At 72.7% G+C, this 18,484-nt stretch carries 17 protein-coding genes; 14 read left to right on the top strand and 3 right to left on the bottom strand.

Features of this window, described 5'->3' with window-relative positions; all coding sequences use genetic code 11:
- Window positions 1-145 precede the first annotated feature (145 nt).
- A complete protein-coding gene (locus ACFVGO_RS26555) occupies window positions 146-1,327 on the top strand; it encodes a winged helix DNA-binding domain-containing protein (protein ID WP_359914276.1) in 1,182 nt (393 codons plus the stop codon).
- 30 nt (window positions 1,328-1,357) lie between these two features.
- On the opposite strand, the gene ACFVGO_RS26550 is transcribed toward ACFVGO_RS26555, so the two are convergent.
- Complete coding sequence (locus ACFVGO_RS26550; protein WP_380356837.1) at window positions 1,358-3,697, bottom strand: transglycosylase domain-containing protein; 2,340 nt, start codon at window positions 3,695-3,697, stop codon at window positions 1,358-1,360.
- Between the two features lie 224 nt (window positions 3,698-3,921).
- Here ACFVGO_RS26550 and ACFVGO_RS26545 point away from each other — a divergent pair, with 224 nt between their 5' ends.
- The 13 genes from ACFVGO_RS26545 (at window position 3,922) to ACFVGO_RS26485 (ending at window position 16,782) form a co-directional block, all read left to right on the top strand.
- On the top strand, window positions 3,922-4,719 hold the full coding sequence (locus ACFVGO_RS26545) for an ABC transporter permease (RefSeq protein WP_380356834.1): 798 nt from the start codon (window positions 3,922-3,924) through the stop codon (window positions 4,717-4,719).
- On the top strand, window positions 4,712-5,563 hold the full coding sequence (locus ACFVGO_RS26540; RefSeq protein ID WP_359914284.1) for an ABC-2 family transporter protein: 852 nt from the start codon (window positions 4,712-4,714) through the stop codon (window positions 5,561-5,563). Before ACFVGO_RS26545 ends, ACFVGO_RS26540 begins: the two co-directional genes overlap by 8 nt.
- Window positions 5,564-5,615: 52 nt before the next feature.
- The gene (locus ACFVGO_RS26535) at window positions 5,616-6,578 is read left to right on the top strand and encodes an ATP-binding cassette domain-containing protein (RefSeq protein ID WP_380634436.1); all 963 of its coding nucleotides are present in this window, start codon (window positions 5,616-5,618) and stop codon (window positions 6,576-6,578) included.
- A gap of 156 nt (window positions 6,579-6,734) precedes the next feature.
- Window positions 6,735-8,036, top strand: a complete 1,302-nt coding sequence (locus ACFVGO_RS26530; RefSeq protein WP_380634434.1) for a glycosyltransferase family 2 protein — start codon at window positions 6,735-6,737, stop codon at window positions 8,034-8,036.
- Between the two features lie 2 nt (window positions 8,037-8,038).
- Entirely contained in the window at window positions 8,039-9,334 is a 1,296-nt protein-coding gene (locus ACFVGO_RS26525; protein ID WP_359914321.1) for a nucleotide sugar dehydrogenase, read from the top strand.
- Between the two features lie 183 nt (window positions 9,335-9,517).
- Complete coding sequence (locus ACFVGO_RS26520) at window positions 9,518-10,813, top strand: DUF445 family protein (protein ID WP_359914293.1); 1,296 nt, start codon at window positions 9,518-9,520, stop codon at window positions 10,811-10,813.
- Window positions 10,814-10,936: 123 nt separating this feature from the next.
- Window positions 10,937-11,968 carry an adenosine deaminase gene (locus tag ACFVGO_RS26515; RefSeq protein WP_380634432.1) on the top strand — a complete coding sequence of 344 codons (1,032 nt, stop codon included), beginning with the start codon at window positions 10,937-10,939 and terminating at the stop codon, window positions 11,966-11,968.
- Between the two features lie 196 nt (window positions 11,969-12,164).
- The gene (locus ACFVGO_RS26510) at window positions 12,165-12,737 is read left to right on the top strand and encodes a toxin-antitoxin system HicB family antitoxin (protein WP_380356828.1); all 573 of its coding nucleotides are present in this window, start codon (window positions 12,165-12,167) and stop codon (window positions 12,735-12,737) included.
- Between the two features lie 129 nt (window positions 12,738-12,866).
- Window positions 12,867-13,706, top strand: a complete 840-nt coding sequence (locus ACFVGO_RS26505; RefSeq protein WP_359914301.1) for a DUF4097 family beta strand repeat-containing protein — start codon at window positions 12,867-12,869, stop codon at window positions 13,704-13,706.
- On the top strand, window positions 13,706-14,650 hold the full coding sequence (locus ACFVGO_RS26500; RefSeq protein WP_359914304.1) for an ATP-binding cassette domain-containing protein: 945 nt from the start codon (window positions 13,706-13,708) through the stop codon (window positions 14,648-14,650). The genes ACFVGO_RS26505 and ACFVGO_RS26500 overlap by 1 nt, the downstream gene beginning before the upstream one ends.
- Entirely contained in the window at window positions 14,647-15,426 is a 780-nt protein-coding gene (locus ACFVGO_RS26495) for an ABC transporter permease (RefSeq protein WP_380356825.1), read from the top strand. The genes ACFVGO_RS26500 and ACFVGO_RS26495 overlap by 4 nt, the downstream gene beginning before the upstream one ends.
- A gap of 117 nt (window positions 15,427-15,543) precedes the next feature.
- Window positions 15,544-16,128, top strand: a complete 585-nt coding sequence (locus tag ACFVGO_RS26490) for a hypothetical protein (protein WP_380634429.1) — start codon at window positions 15,544-15,546, stop codon at window positions 16,126-16,128.
- 99 nt (window positions 16,129-16,227) lie between these two features.
- Complete coding sequence (locus tag ACFVGO_RS26485; RefSeq protein WP_380634427.1) at window positions 16,228-16,782, top strand: hypothetical protein; 555 nt, start codon at window positions 16,228-16,230, stop codon at window positions 16,780-16,782.
- Between the two features lie 63 nt (window positions 16,783-16,845).
- Here the strand turns inward: ACFVGO_RS26485 and ACFVGO_RS26480 are convergent, their stop codons facing one another.
- Window positions 16,846-17,244: a hypothetical protein gene (locus ACFVGO_RS26480; RefSeq protein ID WP_380634425.1), complete on the bottom strand. Its 399-nt coding sequence runs from the start codon at window positions 17,242-17,244 to the stop codon at window positions 16,846-16,848.
- A gap of 415 nt (window positions 17,245-17,659) precedes the next feature.
- A complete protein-coding gene (locus ACFVGO_RS26475) occupies window positions 17,660-18,115 on the bottom strand; it encodes a GNAT family N-acetyltransferase (RefSeq protein WP_380634423.1) in 456 nt (151 codons plus the stop codon).
- Window positions 18,116-18,484 lie beyond the last annotated feature (369 nt).

Genomic DNA, 18,484 nt, shown 5'->3' with positions numbered 1-18,484 from the left:
TGTGATTTCTCCCTTTTTCCCTTCTCTTTTCTGTCTCCAAGCCTGGTCCTGCCCCCCCCGCTTCCGGCACGGGCGGCGGGCCGGGCCGCCCGGGCCGCCCGGGCGTCGTCGGGGCCGCGCGGCGGACACGCGCTAGGGTCCCGGCATGGGTGTGCCGGTGATCGGGGATGCGGAGCGTCGGGCCAGGCTGGGGCGGCGGCAGTTGCTGGTGCCGTCGCTGCGGGCGGCGCGGGTGGAGGACGTGGCCGACGCGGTGGTCGGGCTGCACGCGACGGACGCGGCCACGGTGTACCTGTCGGCCTGCGCGCGACTGGCGGAGCCCTCGGCGGCGGAGGTGGACCGGGCGCTGTACGAGGACGTCTCGCTGGTGAAGCTGCTGTCGATGCGGCGGACGATCTTCGCGGTGACGGAGGGCCTCGCCCCGTACGTGAGTTCGGCGGCGGCGCGGGCGATCGCGGCGAAGGAGCGGGCGACGCTGCTGAAGCACCTGCGGGACTTCGCCGAGGGCTGGGACGAGGCCCGGCTGGCGGAGACGGAGCGCGAGGTGCTGGCCGCGCTGGCCGTCCGCGGCGAGGCGACGACCAGGGAACTCTCCGAGGACGTACCGCAGTTGCGCGAGACGATGCTGATGTCGGCGGGCAAGGCGTACGAGGCGAAGCAGAGCGTGGGCAGCCGCCTGCTGCGGCTGCTGGCCTCCGACGGGCACGTGCGCCGCTCACGCCCGCGCGGTTCGTGGCTGAGCAGCAGCTACCCGTGGGCGCCGGTGCCGCAGTGGCCGGAGGTGCCGGTGCGGGAGGCGAAGGCCGAGGTGGTGCGGCGCTGGCTGGCGGCGTACGGACCGGCGACGGTCGAGGACGTGAAGTGGTGGACGGGCTGGACGCTGGGGGACGTCCGCCGGGCGCTGGCCGATCTCGGGGCGCTGGACGTGGCGTTGGCCGGCGGGGCGCCGGCGCTGGCGCTGCCGGGGGACGAGGCGCCGGTGGCGGAGCCGGAGCCGTGGGCGGCGCTGCTGCCCGCGCTGGACCCGGCGGTGATGGGCTGGCGCGGGCGGGACTGGTACCTGCGGCCGGAGGACGTGCCGGCGCTGTTCGACCGGGCGGGCAACGCCGGGCCGACGGTGTGGTGGTGCGGCGAGGTGGTGGGCGGCTGGGCGCAGCGCCCGGACGGCGAGGTGGTGTGGCGGCTGTTCCGGGACGTCGGGGCGGCGGCGGAGCGGGCCGTCGCGGCACAGGCCGAGCGGCTGGCGGGCTGGCTGGGGGAGGTGCGGGTGACGCCGCGGTTCCGCACCCCGCTGGAGCGCGAACTGGTGGCCCGGGGCGCGTCCTGAAGCCTGTTCCGGAAGTCCGGGGACAAGGCTTCAGGGCGTGGGCGGGGCCGCCGGGTGGCTGGCGGGGCCGCCGGTGGCGCTGGGCGGGGCGGTGGGGCGGGTCGGCTGGACCTGGCTGGGCCTGGGGGTGGGGCTGGGCTGTTCCGGTTCCGTCGTGGGCTTGGGTGCCTGCGGGCTGGGGGTGATCGGGCCGGGAGCGGGTCGGCCGGTGGCGGCGGGGGTGCTGGGCTCGTGGCCGGGCGGTGTGCCGGGGGCCGGGCCGGTGTTGGCGGGTTCGCCGCCGGCGGCGGGGGCGGTGGTCGGGGTGGTGGCGCTGGGGGTGGTGCCGGCGGGGGCGGTGGGCCAGGGGGTGGCGGCGGGGGTGCCGTGTCCGGTCCTGAGGTCGAAGTCCTGGGTGGGGGTGCCGTCGAGGGCGGCGGCCATGTAGGCGGTCCAGATCCGGGTGGGGAAGGTGCCGCCGTTGATCCGGGTGAGTCCGGCGGTGCCGGCCAGCGGCTCCTTGGCGTGGGTCTTCGGGTTCTCCCGGAACAGGCCGACGGTGGTGGCGAGTTCGGGGGTGTAGCCGGCGAACCAGGCGGAGAGGTTGGAGTCGGTGGTGCCGGTCTTGCCGGCGGCGGGGCGGTTCAGGTCGAGGGCGGCGGCGCCGGTGCCGCGCGGGCTGACGACGTCGCGCAGCACGTCGGTGACGGAGTCGGCGGTCTCCCGGTCGAGGGCGTCGGTGGGGTCGTGTTCGGGCATCTTGGGGACGTCGACGGCGCCGCCGGGGTTGACGCGTTCGAGTTTGACGACGGACCAGGGGGTGCGGGCCCGGCCGTGGTCGGCGAGGGTGGCGTAGACGCCGGCCAGGTCGAGGGCGCTGGGGGTGGCGGTGCCGAGCGTCATCGAGGTGTTGGCCGGGTCCATGCCGCGGACGCTGTCGGGGATGCCGAGTTTGACGGCGGTCTCCCGGACGCGGGCGAGTCCGGCGTCGACGCCCTCCTGCGCGTACACGGAGTTGACGGACTTCACCATGGCGTAGCGCAGGGTGATGCTGCCGTAGTCGACGTCGTCCTCGTTGGGCGGCGCGTAGGGGGTGGGGCCGCCGGTGACGGGGCGTTCGCTGCTGCCGTCGTAGCGGGATTCGGTGGTGATCGGGACGCCGTCGAGGGTGTGCTGGGCGAGCAGGCCGGCGGCGAGGTCGATCGGTTTGAAGGTGGAGCCGATCTGGTTGTCCTGGCGCAGCGCGTCGTTGTAGGGCTGCTTGGCGTAGTCGGGGCCGCCGTAGACGGCGACGACCCGGCCGGTGGCGGGTTCGACGGAGGCGCCGGCGACCCGGACGTCGGTGTCGGTGGCGGGGCGGGCCCGGGGGTCGAGTTCGCCGGTGAGCCGGTCCTGGACGGCCTTGACGAAGGCGTCCTGCCGGGGCTTGTCGAAGGTGGTGGTGATGCGCCAGCCGCCGGCCTTGAGGGTGGCGGCGTCGAGGGTGCCGGAGGAGACGAGGTAGTCGTCGGCGACGCCGACCAGGTAGCCGGCCTGGCCGGCGAGGCCGGTGGCGGGCTGGGGGTCGATCGGGTCGGGGAAGGTGGTGGCGGCGCGGTCGGCGGGGGTGAGGAAGCCGAGCTGGACCATGCCGTCGAGGGTGTAGTTCCAGCGGGCGACGGCCTTCTCGCGGTTGGCGGGGGTGGCGGTCTTGACGTCGTAGAGGCTGGGGGCCTGGAGCAGGGAGGCGAGGTAGGCGCCCTGGGCGGGGGTGAGCGCGGAGACGTCGACGCCGTAGTAGGCGTGGGCGGCGCTCTGGATGCCGTAGGCGCCGCGGCCGAAGTAGCTGCTGTTGAGGTAGCCGGCGAGGATCTCGCGCTTGTCGCGCTGCTGGTCGACCTTGAGGGCGATGAGCAGTTCGCGGCCCTTGCGCTCGATGGTGCGGTCCTGGGTGAGGTAGTAGTTCTTGACGTACTGCTGGGTGATGGTGGAGCCGCCCTGCATGCCCTTGCCGAGCAGGGTGTTCCAGCCGGCCCGGAGCATGCCCTTCAGGTCGATCCCGCGGTTCTGGTAGAAGGTGCGGTCCTCGGCGGAGACGACGGCCTGCTGGGTCGGGAGCGGGATCTGGTCGATGGTGACGTCGGTGCGGTTGACGGCGCCGGTGCGGGCGATCTCGGTGGTGCCGTCGGCGTAGAGGTAGATGTTGTTCTGGGCGACGGCGTGGGCGTTGGGGTCGGGCACCGGGACGATGACGTAGAGCACGGCGAAGCCGCCGGCGGCGAGCAGGAACAGCAGGGTGAGGGTGCCGAGGGTGACCCGCCAGGTGGGCAGGAGCCGGCGCCAGAGCGGGAGGGCGCGGCGGGCCTCGCGGCGGGCGGCCCGTTTGGCCTGGCGGCGGGTGCTCAAGGTCATGCCGAGATTATCTGCTATTTGACGTCGGATCAGGCGGGGAAAACCGGGTGCGGGTGGTGCGGGCCGGAGGTACGGTGAAAGGTGCAAACCACATAGCGCACCCACTTCCGCAGCTCCGCCCGCCAGGCCCGGCACCCCCGGGTACGGCCGGTCGGAGCCGCTGGGGCGTGCGCGGATGTCGAGGGCAATCTCCCTCTGCCCATATTTGTCGACAAGGAGACAATATGCTCTACGCCGCCGTTGCCCGCGGCGCCTTCCGCCGCTACTCCACCTACCGGGCCGCCACCGTGGCCGGCACCTTCACCAACACCGTCTTCGGCATCATCCTGGCCTCCACCTTCCTCGCCCTCTGGCAGGCCCGCCCCGGCCTCGGCGGCTACGACCAGAGCCAGGCCGTCACCTACATCTGGGTCAGCCAGAGCCTGCTGGTCACCGTCGCGGTCTGGGGCGGCGGCTTCCAGGACGACCTCCAGGACCGCTTCCGCAGCGGCGACATCGCCGTCGACCTCTACCGCCCGGTCGACTTCCAGGCCTGGTGGCTGGCCTCCGACCTCGGCCGGGCCGGCTTCCAGGCGCTGGTGCGCGGCACCGTGCCGATACTGATCGGCGCGCTGGTGTTCCGCATCCGACTGCCCGAACACCCACTGACCTGGGCGTTCTTCCTGCTCTCGGTACTGCTGGCGGTCGTGGTCAGCTTCGGGCTGCGCTTCCTGGTCTCGATCACCGGCTTCTGGCTGCACGACTCGGAGGGCGTGCGCTCGGTGATGCTGGTGGTCTCGATGTTCTTCTCCGGGATGCTGCTGCCGGTCGCGCTGTTCCCCGGCCTGCTCGGCGACCTCGGCCGGGCGCTGCCCTGGTCGGCGCTGGTGAACGTCCCCACCGACGTCTTCCTGGAACGGACCGGCGGCACCGCCCTGTTCGGGGCGCTCGGCTTCCAGCTCGGCTGGGCGGTGGTGCTGCTCGCCGCCGGGCGGGGCGCCCAGTGGCTGGCCACCCGCAAGGTGGTGGTGCAGGGTGGCTGAGCAGCTCGTCGGGCTCCGCCGGGAGCCCCTCGCCGCCCGCACCGCCTGGGCGCTGCGCTCCTGGTGGCTCTGCGCCCGGATGTGGATGCGCTCGATGATGGCCTACCGGGCCTCCTTCGCGCTCAACCTGGCGGCGAGCCTGGTCACCCACTCCCTCGACTTCGCGGTGCTGGTGATCATGTTCCTGCACACCGACCGGCTCGGCGGCTGGAGCCTGCCGGAGATCGCCTTCCTGTACGCCACCGCCACCTTCTCGCTCGGCGTCGCCAACCTGCTGGTCGGCTCGGCCGACGGGCTCGGCGCGCGGATCCGCAGCGGCTCGCTGGACACCATGCTGATCCGGCCCGCGCCCGCGCTCTCCCAGCTGTGCGCCGAACGCTTCACGCTGCGCCGGCTCGGCCGCCCGCTCCAGGCCGTCGCGGTGCTGGTCTGGTCGCTGGCCGCCCTGGACGTCCACTGGACCTGGGACCGGGTGCTGCTGGTGCCCGCCCTGCTGCTCTGCGGCACCGTCATCTTCGGCGCGATCTACATCGGCGGCGCCACCGTCCAGTTCTGGTGGGGCGAGTCCAAGGAGATCCAGAACTCCTTCACCTACGGCGGCGCGACGCTGCTGCACTACCCGCCGACGATCTTCGCCAAGGAGCTGGTCGCCGGGGCGGTCTTCGGCGTTCCGCTGGCCTTCGTCAACTGGCTTCCCGCGCTGCGCATCCTCGACCGGCCCGACCCGCTCGGCCTGCCCACCGCCTTCCAGTTCGCCTCGCCGGTCGTCGCCGCGCTCTGCGTCCTCGCCGCCGGGCTCGCCTGGCGGGCCGGGCTGCGCGCCTACCGCGGCACCGGCAGCTGAACCCCTCCCACGAACCCTCCCGCCGAACCCTTCCCATTCCGAAGGAGCTCCCATGGCACTGATCGAACTCCACGACGTCCACCGCACCTTCACCGTACGCACCCGCACGGGCCGGTTCAGCCGGGCCAAACGCGAGGTCCGGGCGGTGGACGGGCTCGGCTTCACCGTCGAGGCCGGCGAGTGCGTCGGCTACATCGGGCCCAACGGGGCCGGCAAGTCCACCACCATCAAGATGCTCACCGGCATCCTCGTCCCCAGCTCCGGACGGCTGCGGGTGGCCGGCGTCGACCCGGCGCGCGAACGCGTCGCACTGGCCCGCCGGATCGGCGTCGTCTTCGGCCAGCGCACCACCCTCTGGTGGGACCTGCCCCTGCGCGACTCCTTCGAACTCGCCCGCCGGATCTACCGCATCCCCGACGCCCGGTACCGCGAGAACCTCGGCCGCTGCGTCGAACTGCTCGACCTCGGCGGACTGCTGGACACCCCGGTGCGCCAGCTCTCGCTCGGCCAGCGGATGCGCGGCGACCTCGCCGCGGCGCTGCTGCACGACCCCCAGGTGCTCTACCTGGACGAGCCGACCATCGGCCTGGACGTGGTCAGCAAGGGCCGGGTGCGGGAGTTCCTGCGCGAGGTCAACCGGGACCGGGGCACCACCGTGCTGCTCACCACCCACGACCTGACCGACATCGAGCAGCTCTGCGGCCGGGTGATGGTGATCGACCACGGCCGGGTGGTCTACGACGGCGGACTGGAGGGCCTGCACGCCACCGGCCGCAGCGAGCGGACGCTGGTGGTGGACCTCGCGCAGGAACTCGCGCACCCGGTCGAGGTGCCCGGGGCCCGGGTCACCAGGGTCGAGGGGCCGCGCCAGTGGCTGGCCTTCCCGGCCCAGGAGAGCGCCGCGCCGATCGTGGCGGCGGTCGCCGCGCGCTACCCCCTGGTGGACCTGTCGGTGCGCGAACCGGCCATCGAGGACGTGATCGCCCGGATGTACGCGGAGGTCTCGATCGGCTGACGGGACGGACGCGGGGCGGCCGGGGGAGCTCCGGCCGCCGCCCGGCCGTCGCACGCCAGTGCCATGGCTGGGCGCGCGTTCGGTTCCCCGTCGCCGGTGCGGGTGATCATCGTGACCCCTGGCCTCCACCGTGAGTTGACCCGGCATCACTCGCCGATGCCGGAACCGGAGGCCCGCTCCCCGATGGCCGTACCCGACGTGACCGTGGTGGTCGCGGTCTACAACACCATGCCGTACCTCACCGCCTGCCTGGACTCGCTGGTCGGGCAGTCCCTGGCGCCGGGGCGGCTGGAGGTGGTGGCCGTGGACGACGGCTCCACGGACGGCGGCGGGGAGCTGCTGGACGAGTACGCCGCCCGCCACCCAGGGCTGTTCACGGTGCTGCACCAGCCCAACTCGGGCGGCCCGGCGGGACCGACCAACCGCGCCCTGGAGCTGGCCCGCGGCCGCTACGTGCTGTTCCTCGGCGCGGACGACCGGCTCGGCGAGGAGGCGCTGGAGCGACTGGTCACGGCCGCCGACGCCTGGGGCTCGGACGTGGTGGTGCCCAAGCAGATCGGGGTGAACGGGCGGCTGGTCCCGCAGGGGATCTTCCACGCCGACGCCGAGTCCGTGGACTTCACCGACTCCGCGCTGGCCTGGGCGCTGGCCGACACCAAGCTGTTCCGGCTCGACCTCCTCCGGCGCCACGGGCTGCGCCGCGACGAGCGGTTGAAGGTCTTCTCGGACCAGCCGTTCACCCTGGAGGCCTGCCTGCGGGCGGCCCGGGTGTCCGTCCTCGCCTCCTACGACTGCTACTTCCTGGTGCTGCGCGAGGACCGGGGCAACGTCACCGAGCGGGCCGGGGTGCTGGACCGGCTGCGCGGGATCGCCGCGCTGCAGCAGGTGGCGGCGGAACTGGCCGAGCCCGGAGAGGAGTTGGACGCCATCCGGGCCCGCAGCTTCGGCTGGGACGTGCCGCGCCTGCTGCAGGAGGGCTTCCTGCTGCTGGCCGAGGACGTTCAGGAGCGGGTGTGCGTCGAGGCCGCGCGGCTGGTCGAGCGGTTCGGCGCCCGCGAGGTGTACCACCGGCTGCCGCCCGCCGAGCGGGTGCGGCTCGAACTCGCCTGCGCGGTACGGCCGGAGGCGCTGCGCGACCACATCCGCTACGAGGCGGCGCACGGCGATCCACCCGCGGTGGTGGACGGCGGGCGGCGGTACGCGGGCTTCCCGGCGTTCCGGGACGCCCGGCTCGGCCTGCCGGACGAGCTGTTCCTGCTGCCGGAGGAGGCGACCGGGGCGGCCGCCGGGAAGGCGGCCCCGGAAGCGGCCTCGGAGGCGGTAGGGAAGGCCGCCCCGCGGCTCGACCTCGCCCGGCAGCTGTGGCGCGGGCTCGTCCCGGAACAGCTGCGGCGCCGGCTGCGGCGCCACCCGGCGTGGCGCCGGCTGGCCGACTCGGTGAACGGAGGACGGGGATGAGCCTGGACGTCTGCGTGGTCGGCCTGGGCAAGCTGGGCCTGCCGCTGGCGGTGCAGTTCGCGCTGAAGGGCCACCGGGTGACCGGTGCGGACACCGCCCCCGGCGTGGTGGAGAGCGTCAACCGGGGCGTGCCGCCGTTCCCCCGGGAGGCGGGCCTGGACCAGGCGCTCAAGCGGGTCGTCGCCGAGGGCCTGCTGCGGGCCACCGCCGACACCACGGCCGCGGTGGCCCGGGCCGAGGCCGTCGTACTGGTCGTCCCGCTGGTCACCGCCGCCGACGGCAGCCCGGACTTCGCCCTGCTCGACGCGGCCACCGACGCCGTCGCGGCCGGGCTGCGCCGGGGCACCCTGGTCAGCTACGAGACCACCCTGCCGGTCGGCACCACCCGGGAGCGCTGGGCGCCCCGGCTGACGTCCCGGTCGGGGCTCGCTGCCGGGAGGGACTTCGCGCTGGTGTTCAGCCCGGAGCGGGTGCGCACCGGACGGGTCTTCGCCGACCTGCGGCGCTACCCGAAGCTGGTCGGCGGCCTGGACGCGTCCTCCACCCGGCGCGGCGCCGAGTTCTACCGGGCGGTGCTGGACTTCGACCCGCGCCCGGACCTGCCCCGGCCCAACGGCGTCTGGGAACTGGCCTCGGCGGAGGCGGCCGAGTTCAGCAAGCTCGCCGAGACCACGTACCGGGACGTCAACATCGCGCTGGCCAACCAGTTCGCCCGGTACGCGGACGAGGTCGGGGTGGACTTCGCGGAGATCGCCGACGCCTGCAACTCGCAGCCGTACAGCCACCTGCACCGGCCGGGCATCGCGGTCGGCGGGCACTGCATCCCGGTGTACCCGCGGCTCTACCTGTGGAACGACCCGGGCGCGACGGTGGTCCGGGCGGCGCGCGAGGCCAACCTGGCGGTTCCGGGGTACGCGGTGGGCGTGCTGGCGGGGGCGGTGCCGGGCGGGATCGCCGGGCAGGGCGTGCTGGTGCTCGGCGCGTCGTACCGGGGCGGGGTCAAGGAGACGGCGTACTCCGGGGTGTTCCCGCTGGTCGAGGCGGTGCGGTCGGCGGGTGCGCGGCCGTACGTCAGCGACCCGCTGTACGAGGCGGAGGAGTTGGCGGCGCTCGGGCTGCCGCCGTACGGCGGGGAGCCGGTGGTGGCGGCGGTGCTGCAGGCCGACCATCCGGAGTACCGGGACCTGACGCCGGCGGACCTGCCGGGGGTGCGGGTGCTGCTGGACGGGCGGCGGTGCACGGACCCGAAGCGCTGGGCGGGCGCGGAGGTGCGGCGGATGGTGCTGGGCGGGGCGTGAGGCCCGGGCTGTTCGGCGTGTGAGGTCCGGGCTGTTCGGTGCGTCACGCCTGGCCGGTTCGGGGCGTCATGCCCGGGCTGTTCGGCGTGTGAGGCCCGGGCTGTTCGGTGCGTCACGCCTGGCGGGGGCGTGTGATCGCGAGGCGCGCCCCCGTCCGCGCCGGGCAACGGGCAGACTGGCGGGGTGAGTGACGATGCCTTCAGCGGGACCGGCCCCGGGGTCCGGTTCACCGCGGCCGACGAGCAGAAGAGACGTGGCGTCCGCCGGATGAAGACCATCGCGACCGGCCTGCTGGCCTTCGCGACCCTGGTCTTCGCCCTGGCCACCTGGGCCAAGGCGGCCGGCGCCGGCCCCTGGGCGGGGTACGTGGCGGCCGCCGCCGAGGCGGGCATGGTCGGCGCGCTGGCCGACTGGTTCGCGGTGACCGCGCTGTTCCGCCGGCCGTTCGGCCTGCCGATCCCGCACACCGCGATCATCCCGACCAAGAAGGACGCCTTCGGCCGCTCGCTCGGCGACTTCGTCGGCGAGAACTTCCTCTCCGGCCACGTGGTCCGCGGCCGCCTGGCGGCACTCGGCATCGGTCGCCGGCTGGGGGAGTGGCTGGCCGCGCCGGGCAGTGCCGAGCGGGTCACCAAGGAGGCCTCGGCGGCGCTGCGCGGCCTGCTCGCGGTGCTCCGCGACGACGACGTGCGGGCGGTGGTCGCCGAGGCGGTGACCAGGCGGGCCGCGGCCACCTCGGTGGCCGAGCCGATGGGCCGGATGCTCGGCAAGGTGGTCGCGGACGGCGGGCACCACGGGGTGGTGGACCTGGTCGCCGTCCGGGCGCACGGCTGGCTGACCACCAACCACGAGGAGGTGGTCCAGAAGGTCACCCAGAAGACCCCGGGCTGGACGCCCCGGTTCATCGACCACCAGGTCGGCGAGCGGGTCTACAAGGAGCTGCTGCGCTTCGTCACCGACATCCGGGACGATCCGGACCACCCCGCCCGCGGCGCGATCGACAACTTCCTCGCCGACTTCGCGACCGAGCTGCAGACCGACCCGGAGACCATCGCCCGGGTCGAGCGGGCCAAGGGCGAGCTGCTGGCCCGCGCCGAGGTGCAGGACCTGATCAACTCCACCTGGGCGGCCGTGCGCACCCTGGTGATGGGCGCGGCCGAGGACGAGGACAGCGAACTGCGCCGGCGCATCCGCGACGGCGTGCGCCGCTTCGGCGAGCGCCTGGCCACCGACCCCAAGCTCCAGGCCAAGGTGGACGGCTGGCTCCAGGACGCCGCCCAGTACCTGGTCGACACCTACCGCACCGAGATCACCTCGCTGATCTCCGAGACGGTGGCGGGCTGGGACGCCGACGACGCCTCCCGCAAGATCGAGGCCAACGTCGGCCGCGACCTGCAGTTCATCCGGATCAACGGCACCGTGGTCGGCGCCCTGGCCGGGCTGCTGATCCACACCCTGGCGGTGGCGCTCGGAGGGTGACCCCGGGCACGGCCTATCCTTGCCAGCAACTGTCTTCGGTACGCGCGTAGAAGGAAGAAGGGAACCACCGTGGTCCAGCCGGACGGAAGTCGGATCGGCCCCAGTGTCAGTCGGATCGAGCCCGTGGAGCGGAGCATCGAGGCGTTCATCGCCGGGATGCCCAAGGCGGAACTGCACGTCCACCACATCGGCTCGGCCTCGCCGCGCGTCGTCGCGGAACTGGCCGCCCGGCACGCCGGGAACTCCAAGGTGCCGGCCGACCCGGCGGCGCTCGCCGAGTACTTCACCTTCACCGACTTCGCGCACTTCATCGAGGTCTACCTGAGCGTGGTGGACCTGGTCCGGGACGCCGAGGACGTCCGCTCGCTCACCTACGGGGTGGCCGAGGACATGGCCCGGCAGAACATCCGGTACGCCGAGCTGACCATCACCCCGTACTCCTCGGTCCGCCGGGGCATCCCCGAGGTCGCCTTCATGGAGGCGATCGAGGACGCCCGGCTGCGCGCCGAGAAGGAGCTCGGCGTGGTGCTGCGCTGGTGCTTCGACATCCCGGGCGAGGCCGGGCTGCAGTCCGCCGAGGAGACCGCCCGGCTGGCCACCGAGCTGGGCCCCGACGGCCTGGTCAGCTTCGGCCTGGGCGGCCCGGAGATCGGCGTGCCGCGCCCGCAGTTCAAGCCGTACTTCGACCGGGCCCGGGCGGCCGGCCTGCGCAGCGTCCCGCACGCGGGCGAGGCCACCGGGCCGGAGACGGTCTGGGACGCGATCCGGGCGCTCGGCGCCGAGCGCATCGGGCACGGCACCCAGGCGGTGAAGGACCCGGCACTGGTCGACTACCTGGGCGAGCACCGCATCCCGCTGGAGGTCTGCCCGACCTCCAACATCGCCACCCGGGTCGTGGAGCGGATCGAGGACCACCCGATCAAGCGGATGGTCGACGCCGGGCTGCTGGTGACGGTCAACAGCGACGACCCGCCGATGTTCGGCACCGACCTCAACACCGAGTACGCGGTGGCGGCGCGACTGCTGGGCCTGGACGAGGCCGGGGTGGCGGGGCTGGCCCGCAACGCCGTCGAGGCCTCCTTCCTGGACCGGGCGGGCAAGACCCGGCTGACCGGGGAGATCGACGCCTACCTGGCGGGCTGGCAGCAGGCCTGACCTTCCCGCCGTCGCATTTCCCGCCGCCGCGTTTCCCGCTGTCACGTTTCCCCTGGTGAACCGCCCCGTCGACCTCGGTCGGCGGGGCGGTTCCGCGTTCCGGCGCCGACCGGCGCCATCCCCGTTCGGACCGTGGCGCCAAAGTGGTGCCACAAATGGCTCGACATGGCACCACGGCCGTGCCATGCTTACGGCCATGGACCTCACGCCGTACGTGGAAAACCTCCGGAACGAGCTCGCGGTGGCCGCCGCCACCGGCGGGGACGAAGCGCGTGCGCTGGCCGAGCGGCTGACGCTCCCGCTGGAGTCGGCCGTGCGGCTCACCCTGCTCAATGCGCTCTCGGCCGCCATGGGCGAAGTCACCCGTGACCTCGCCCCCGGCTCGGTGGACGTGCGCCTGCGCGGGCTCGACCCCGAGTTCGTGGTGACGGCGCCGCCCGGCTCGGACGCCTTCCACGGCGATACGGCGCCACAGCCGGCACCGATGGCGCCACTCGCGCCACCGGTGGCGCCGCCGGTGGCACCTTCGGCGGCGCCGGAGCCGGACGAGACCGGCACCGCCCGGATCAACTTCCGCCTGCCCGCCCACCTCAAGGCCAGGGCGGAGGAGGCCGCCGCCGAGGCCGGCCTCTCGCTCAACGCCTGGCTGGTCCGGGCCCTGGCCGGCGCCCTGGAGGGCGGCGAGCCGACCCGCCGGCCGGTGGCCGATCCGGGCAGCCGGGTCGCGCGCAGCGTCGGCGGCCAGGGCTTCACCGGCTGGGTCCACTGAGGCCTCCGCAGTACCCCGAGCATCCGCACGACCTCTCGCACCACCTCCCGCACCACCTTCTGCACCTTCGACGTCACCCCCGCTCCGACCAGCGGGAACACCCACACGAGTCAAAAGGACGGGACAGCCATGCCTACGTACGAGACCGACGGACCGATCTCCGCCATCCTCGAGTTCGACATCGGCTCGGTCTGGATCAAGGCGGGCAAGCGCACCGACACGGTGGTCGAGGTCCGGCCCGCCAATCCGGCCAAGGAGGCGGACGTCAAGGCCGCCGAGCAGACCCAGGTCGACTTCTCCGGTGGCCGGCTCGGCATCAAGGCCCCCAAGCAGCGCAGCGTCTTCAGCGGCAAGAAGGGCGCGGTCGAGGTCCTGGTCGAGCTGCCGGCCGGCTCCGAGGTCCACAGCGAGTCGCCGATGGCCGAGTTCGTCACCGAGGGCCCGCTCGGTGCCTGCCGGCTGAAGACCTCGCTCGGCCGGATCCAGGTCGAGAGCGCCGAGAGCGCCCGGCTCGACAGCGGCTTCGGGGACGTCCGGCTCGGCGCGACGACCGGGGACGCCGAGGTGACGGGGGCCGGCCGGATCGAGATCGGATCCGTCGGGGGCCGGCTGACGGTGAAGAACAGCAACGGCGACACCGAGGTCGACGAGGTGCACGGCGAACTCCACGCCAACGCCTCCAACGGCCGGATCCACGTCGGCTGCGCCGAGGGGAACGTGGACGCCAAGTCGGCGCACGGCCACATCCGGGTCGGCCGGGTGGTCCGCGGCAAGGTCACCCTCCAGACCAGCGTGGGGGACGTCGAGGTCGGCATCGCGGAGGGCACCGCGGCCTGGCTCGACGTGCACAGCAAGGTCGGCGGCGTCCGCAACGACCTCGGCCCCACCCAGGGCCCGGGCGACGCGATGGAGACGGTCGAGGTCCGCGGCCGCACCCAGGTCGGCAACGTCGTCGTCCGGAGGGCCTGATGGCGGCCGACTCCGCGGTCCCGGCGATCTCGGCGACCGGACTCACCAAGTCCTACGGGGACAAGGCGGTCCTCAGGGGCGTCGACCTGGAGATCCCGGCGGGCAGCGTGTTCGCCCTGCTCGGGCCCAACGGCGCCGGCAAGACCACCATCGTGCAGATCCTTTCCACCCTGATCCCCGCGGACGGCGGCTCGGCCCGGGTGGTCGGGCGCGACGTGGCACGCGAGGCCGACGCGGTGCGGAAGGCGATCGGGGTGACGGGCCAGTTCTCGGCGGTGGACAACCTGCTCACCGCCGAGGAGAACCTGATGCTGATGGCCGACCTCAACCACCTCCGCCGTCGGGAGGGGCGGAGGCGGGCGGAGGAACTGCTGCGGCGCTTCGATCTCACCGAGGCCTCGCGCAAGGCCGTCACCACCTTCTCCGGTGGCATGCGGCGCAAGCTCGACCTCGCGATGACCCTGGTCGGGGACCCGAAGGTGATCTTCCTGGACGAGCCGACCACCGGGCTGGACCCGCGCAGCCGGCGCACCATGTGGGAGATCATCCGGAGCCTGGTCGCCGACCACGGGGTGACGGTCTTCCTCACCACCCAGTACCTGGAGGAGGCCGACCAGCTCGCCGACCGGATCGCCGTCCTGGACGGCGGCCGGATCGTCGCCGAGGGCACGGCCGAGGAGCTGAAGCGGTTCGCCCCCGGCGGGCGGATCCGGCTCCGGTTCGCGGACGCCGGCTCGCTGGCCACCGCCGCCACGCTGTTCGAATACGCCACGGCCGACACCGAGGCGCTGCGGCTGGAGATCCCGGGGGACAACTCCGTCCTCACCGTGAAGGCCGTGCTGGACGTGCTCGACAACGCGTCCGTGCAGGCCGAGTCGTTGGTCGTGGAGACGGCCGACCTGGACGACGCGTTCCTTCAACTGACCGGGGAGGGCGTGCGATGAGCATGGCCACGGGCACGGCAGCCCACGCGCTCAGCGACTCGCTGACCATGCTGCGCCGCAACCTCAAGCACGCGCTGCGCTACCCGTCCCTGACCTTCGCGGTCGTGGTGATGCCGGTCATGATGCTGCTGCTCTTCAACTACGCCTACGGCAGCACCCTGGGTGCCGGCATAGGCGGCGGACACTACATCGACTACGTGACGCCCGGCATCGTGCTGATGGCGGCCACCTCCGGGTCGCTGGTCACCGCGATCGGCATCTGCACCGACATGACCGAGGGCATCGTCAACCGCTTCCGCACGATGGCCATATCGCGCTCCGCCTTCCTGGCGGGGCACGTGGTCGGCAGTGTCGTCCAGACCATGATCGGGCTGGTGCTGGTGATCGGCACGGCCCTCGCGATGGGCTTCCGGCCGAACGCCGGACCGGTGGAGTGGCTGGCCGCGATGGGCCTGCTGCTCTTCCTCACGATCGCCCTGACCTGGATATCGGCCGGCATCGGCCTGGTGGCCAAGACGGTCGAGAGCGCCAGCAACATGCCGATGCCGCTGCAGTTCCTGCCCTTCATCGGCAGCGCCATCGTGCCGACCGACTCCATGCCGACGGCACTGCGCTGGTTCGCCGAGTACCAGCCCTTCACCCCCATGATCGAGACCCTGCGCGGGCTGTTGATGGGGACCGGGATCGGCACCAGTGCCTGGAGCGCCCTGGCCTGGTGCACCGTGCTGACGCTGGTCGGCTACTTCTGGTCGCGGAGCGTCTTCTACCGGCGGTGACGGGGGTACGGCCGGTAGACCCGGCGGCCCGGACGACGGAGTACCCGTCGTCCGGGCCGTCCGGCATCCCCGTAGTAAAGTCCCGGCAAAGGACAACTCCGGGGGGAGCAAATGACGGTGACGCGCCGCAGGCAGGTCGTCTGGTGGCTCAGGGGCATCGCGCTGGCGTCCGTCCTCGTCTACCTGCCGGGCTACTTCTCCTCCCGCCAGGGCGGGCTGGTCGAGGTCGAGCGCTGGCTGAACCACCCGGTGCTGCTGCTCGGGACGGCGATCGCGCTGGCCGTCGCCTCGGTGGTGGCCCAGTTCGAGTTCCGCACCAGATGGGCGCAGATCGGCTGCGCGGCCGTCCTGTCACCGCTCCTCGTCATCGGGGCGGGGGTCGGGGCCGTGGCGTACATCTTCGGCGGCGACGGCCGGCTGGTCGACCGCAGGCCCGACCCGAACCGCTCCGACCACGTGCTGCGCGTCACCGACATCGCCTTCTCGATCGATCCGGTCTACCGGGTGGAGCTGCTGACGGGCAGCGGCTGGTCGGCCCGCCACTGGGGCCTCGGCACCTGGGAGGAGGGCGACGGCTTCGTCAAGGCCGAATGGTCCGCCCCGGGCCGGATCACGGTGACCTTGCGGGAGGAGATCGAGGTCTTCACCGTGGACGAGGACGGGACGCTGGGCGGCCCCTCGGCCATGCCCCGGCCCCGCTAGAGCTGTCGTAAGGTCCGTGCCGAAGATCGGTGAACCGCCGGGGGCGAGCGAGGGATGTCAGCGGCACGTCGCAAGCAGATCGCGTGGAGGCTCAGAGGGGTGGCGTTCGCGGCGCTGCCGGCGTACCTGGCGGGTTGGTACGCGTCCCGACCGGGCGGGCTGGTGGTGGTCGATCAGTGGCTCAACCACCCGGTGCTGCTGGTCGGCGCGGCGGTCGTGCTGGTCGTGGCCTCGCTGATCATCGAGCTGGAGTTCCGTACCCGGGTGTCGCAGATCGGTTGCGCCGCCGGCCTGGTGGCGCTGATCTTCGGCGCGCCGATGACCGTGTTCACGGTGTTGGCGACCACCGGCTTCCCGGGGCGGACCGACCGGGAGGCCTCCCCGGGCCGCCCGGACCGGGTGCTGACCATGACCGATGTCGCCTTCTCGATCGATCCGATCTACCGGGTGGAGCTGGTGTCCGGTACCGGTTGGTCCGCCCGCCACTGGAGCATGGGCATCTGGAACACCCAGTACGGCGACTTGGTCCGCATCGACTGGTCCGGGACGGACCGGATCACCATCACCGGGCGCAAGAAGCTCACGGTCTTCGACGTCCTTCCGGACGGCAGCCCGAGCGCCCCGCGGGAGGAGCCCCTGCCCCCGAAGCAGTGAAACGGTCCGGCCCTCCGCCGGGGGTCGGGGGAGGGCCCGACCGTCCGCCTCGGCGGGAAGGCGTCACCAGCGGTCGATGCCGATGGTCCTGGCCGCGCTGTGGACGGCGTTGTAGTGCGGGATCGACATGTCGGACTTCTTCTGGCCCGCCGGCAGGTTCCGGTCGGCGGCGCGGAACTCGTCGCGGGCCTCCGCGAGCAGGCTGGTGCCGTGGGAGACCGGGACGTCCTTGGTGCCGTGTGCCGGGTGGGACTTGGCGGCCGTCCTGCTGCCCGCGTTGATCAGGGTGTCGCGGGCCTGGTTGTAGTCGGCGACCTTGACGGTCTTCGGGTTGCGGAGCTCCGCCCGCACCCCGGCCGCCGACGGCGCCTGTTCGGCGGCGACGGCGGCCGGAGCGGCAGCGGTGGTGAGCGCACCCGTCACGAGGACGGTCGCGAAGGCGTTCCGAAGGGACCTGTGCATGAGGGTGTCCTTCCGACAAGGAAAGCGTCACGGATTCGCTCCCTCATGAGCACCGGAACGGTCAGGGTGCGAACGCCTCCGCCCTACCCCGGCCCCCGGCGGCGGAAAACCGGCTTCCGCTCAGGAAGTTCGCCGACGATGAGATCAGGCCTTTGCCTGATTGTGCGTTCATGGGATCAGCGCAGTCGAAAGGTGGGGCTGCAACGCGGAAGGGTCCGGCATCCGTGTGGATGCCGGACCCTTCCGACTGTGGAGCGCCAGGCCCGGGTTGCACGGACTCTTCCTACTGAAAGTAGGACGTGCTCTGGTAGCACCGCTGACGCCTGACGAGGAATCATCTCCCTCGCGATGTCGAAAATATTAGCAGCTCAGCACCCGTGCGACGAATCGCGGCCGGGCGGCCTGGCGCCGTCGGTCAGAGGGCTCGCGTCATGAACGCGCTGTTCGGGTCAGGCCGGTAGTCCGCGAACGGCTCGCAGGGGACGAACCCGAACTTCTCGTACAGCTTCCTGGCCGGCAGGAAGAAGTCGGGCGTGCCGGTCTCCAGGCTCAGCTTGGTGAAGCCCATGCGCCTGGCCTCGGTGATGATGTGCTCCAGCAGCAGGGACGCGACGCCGCTCCGCTTGCGCAGGGGCGCCGTGCGCATCGACTTCAGTTCGGCGTGGTCTGCGTCCAGTTGCTTGAGAGCGCCGCAGCCGACCAGGACGCCGTCGTCCCGCACCGACCAGAACGTGATCCCGGGCCGGCGGAGGGCGTCGAGGTCGAGGGCGTGGGTGCTCTCCGGTGGGGAGATGGCTCGCATCTGCTGGAGGTGTTCGTCGAGGAAGCGGGCGATCTCGGGGCCGGAGAGGTCGTCGGTCGTGATCTGCACTTGCTGCTCCTGTCCCGGGTCGGGAAACGCGGAAGGGCCCGGCATCCGTGTGGATGCCGGGCCCTTCCGACTGTGGAGCGCCAGGCCCGGGTTGCACGGACTCTTCCTACTGAAAGTAGGACGTGCTCTGGTAGCACCGCTGACGCCTGACGAGAGATCATCTCTCTCGCGATGTCGAAAATATTAGCAGCTCAACGCCCGTGCGCCGAATCATGGGCCCGGGGCCGGTGGTCGGGAAACGCGGAAGGGCCCGACATCCGTGTGGATGCCGGACCCTTCCGACTGTGGAGCGCCAGGCCCGGGTTGCACGGACTCTTCCTACTGAAAGTAGGACGTGCTCTGGTAGCACCGCTGACGCCTGACGAGAGA

Source organism: Kitasatospora sp. NPDC057738, assembly GCF_042798815.1.
Classification (GTDB): Bacteria; Actinomycetota; Actinomycetes; order Streptomycetales; family Streptomycetaceae; genus Kitasatospora; species Kitasatospora lactacystinica.
This window is presented reverse-complemented; position numbering and strand designations above follow the sequence as displayed.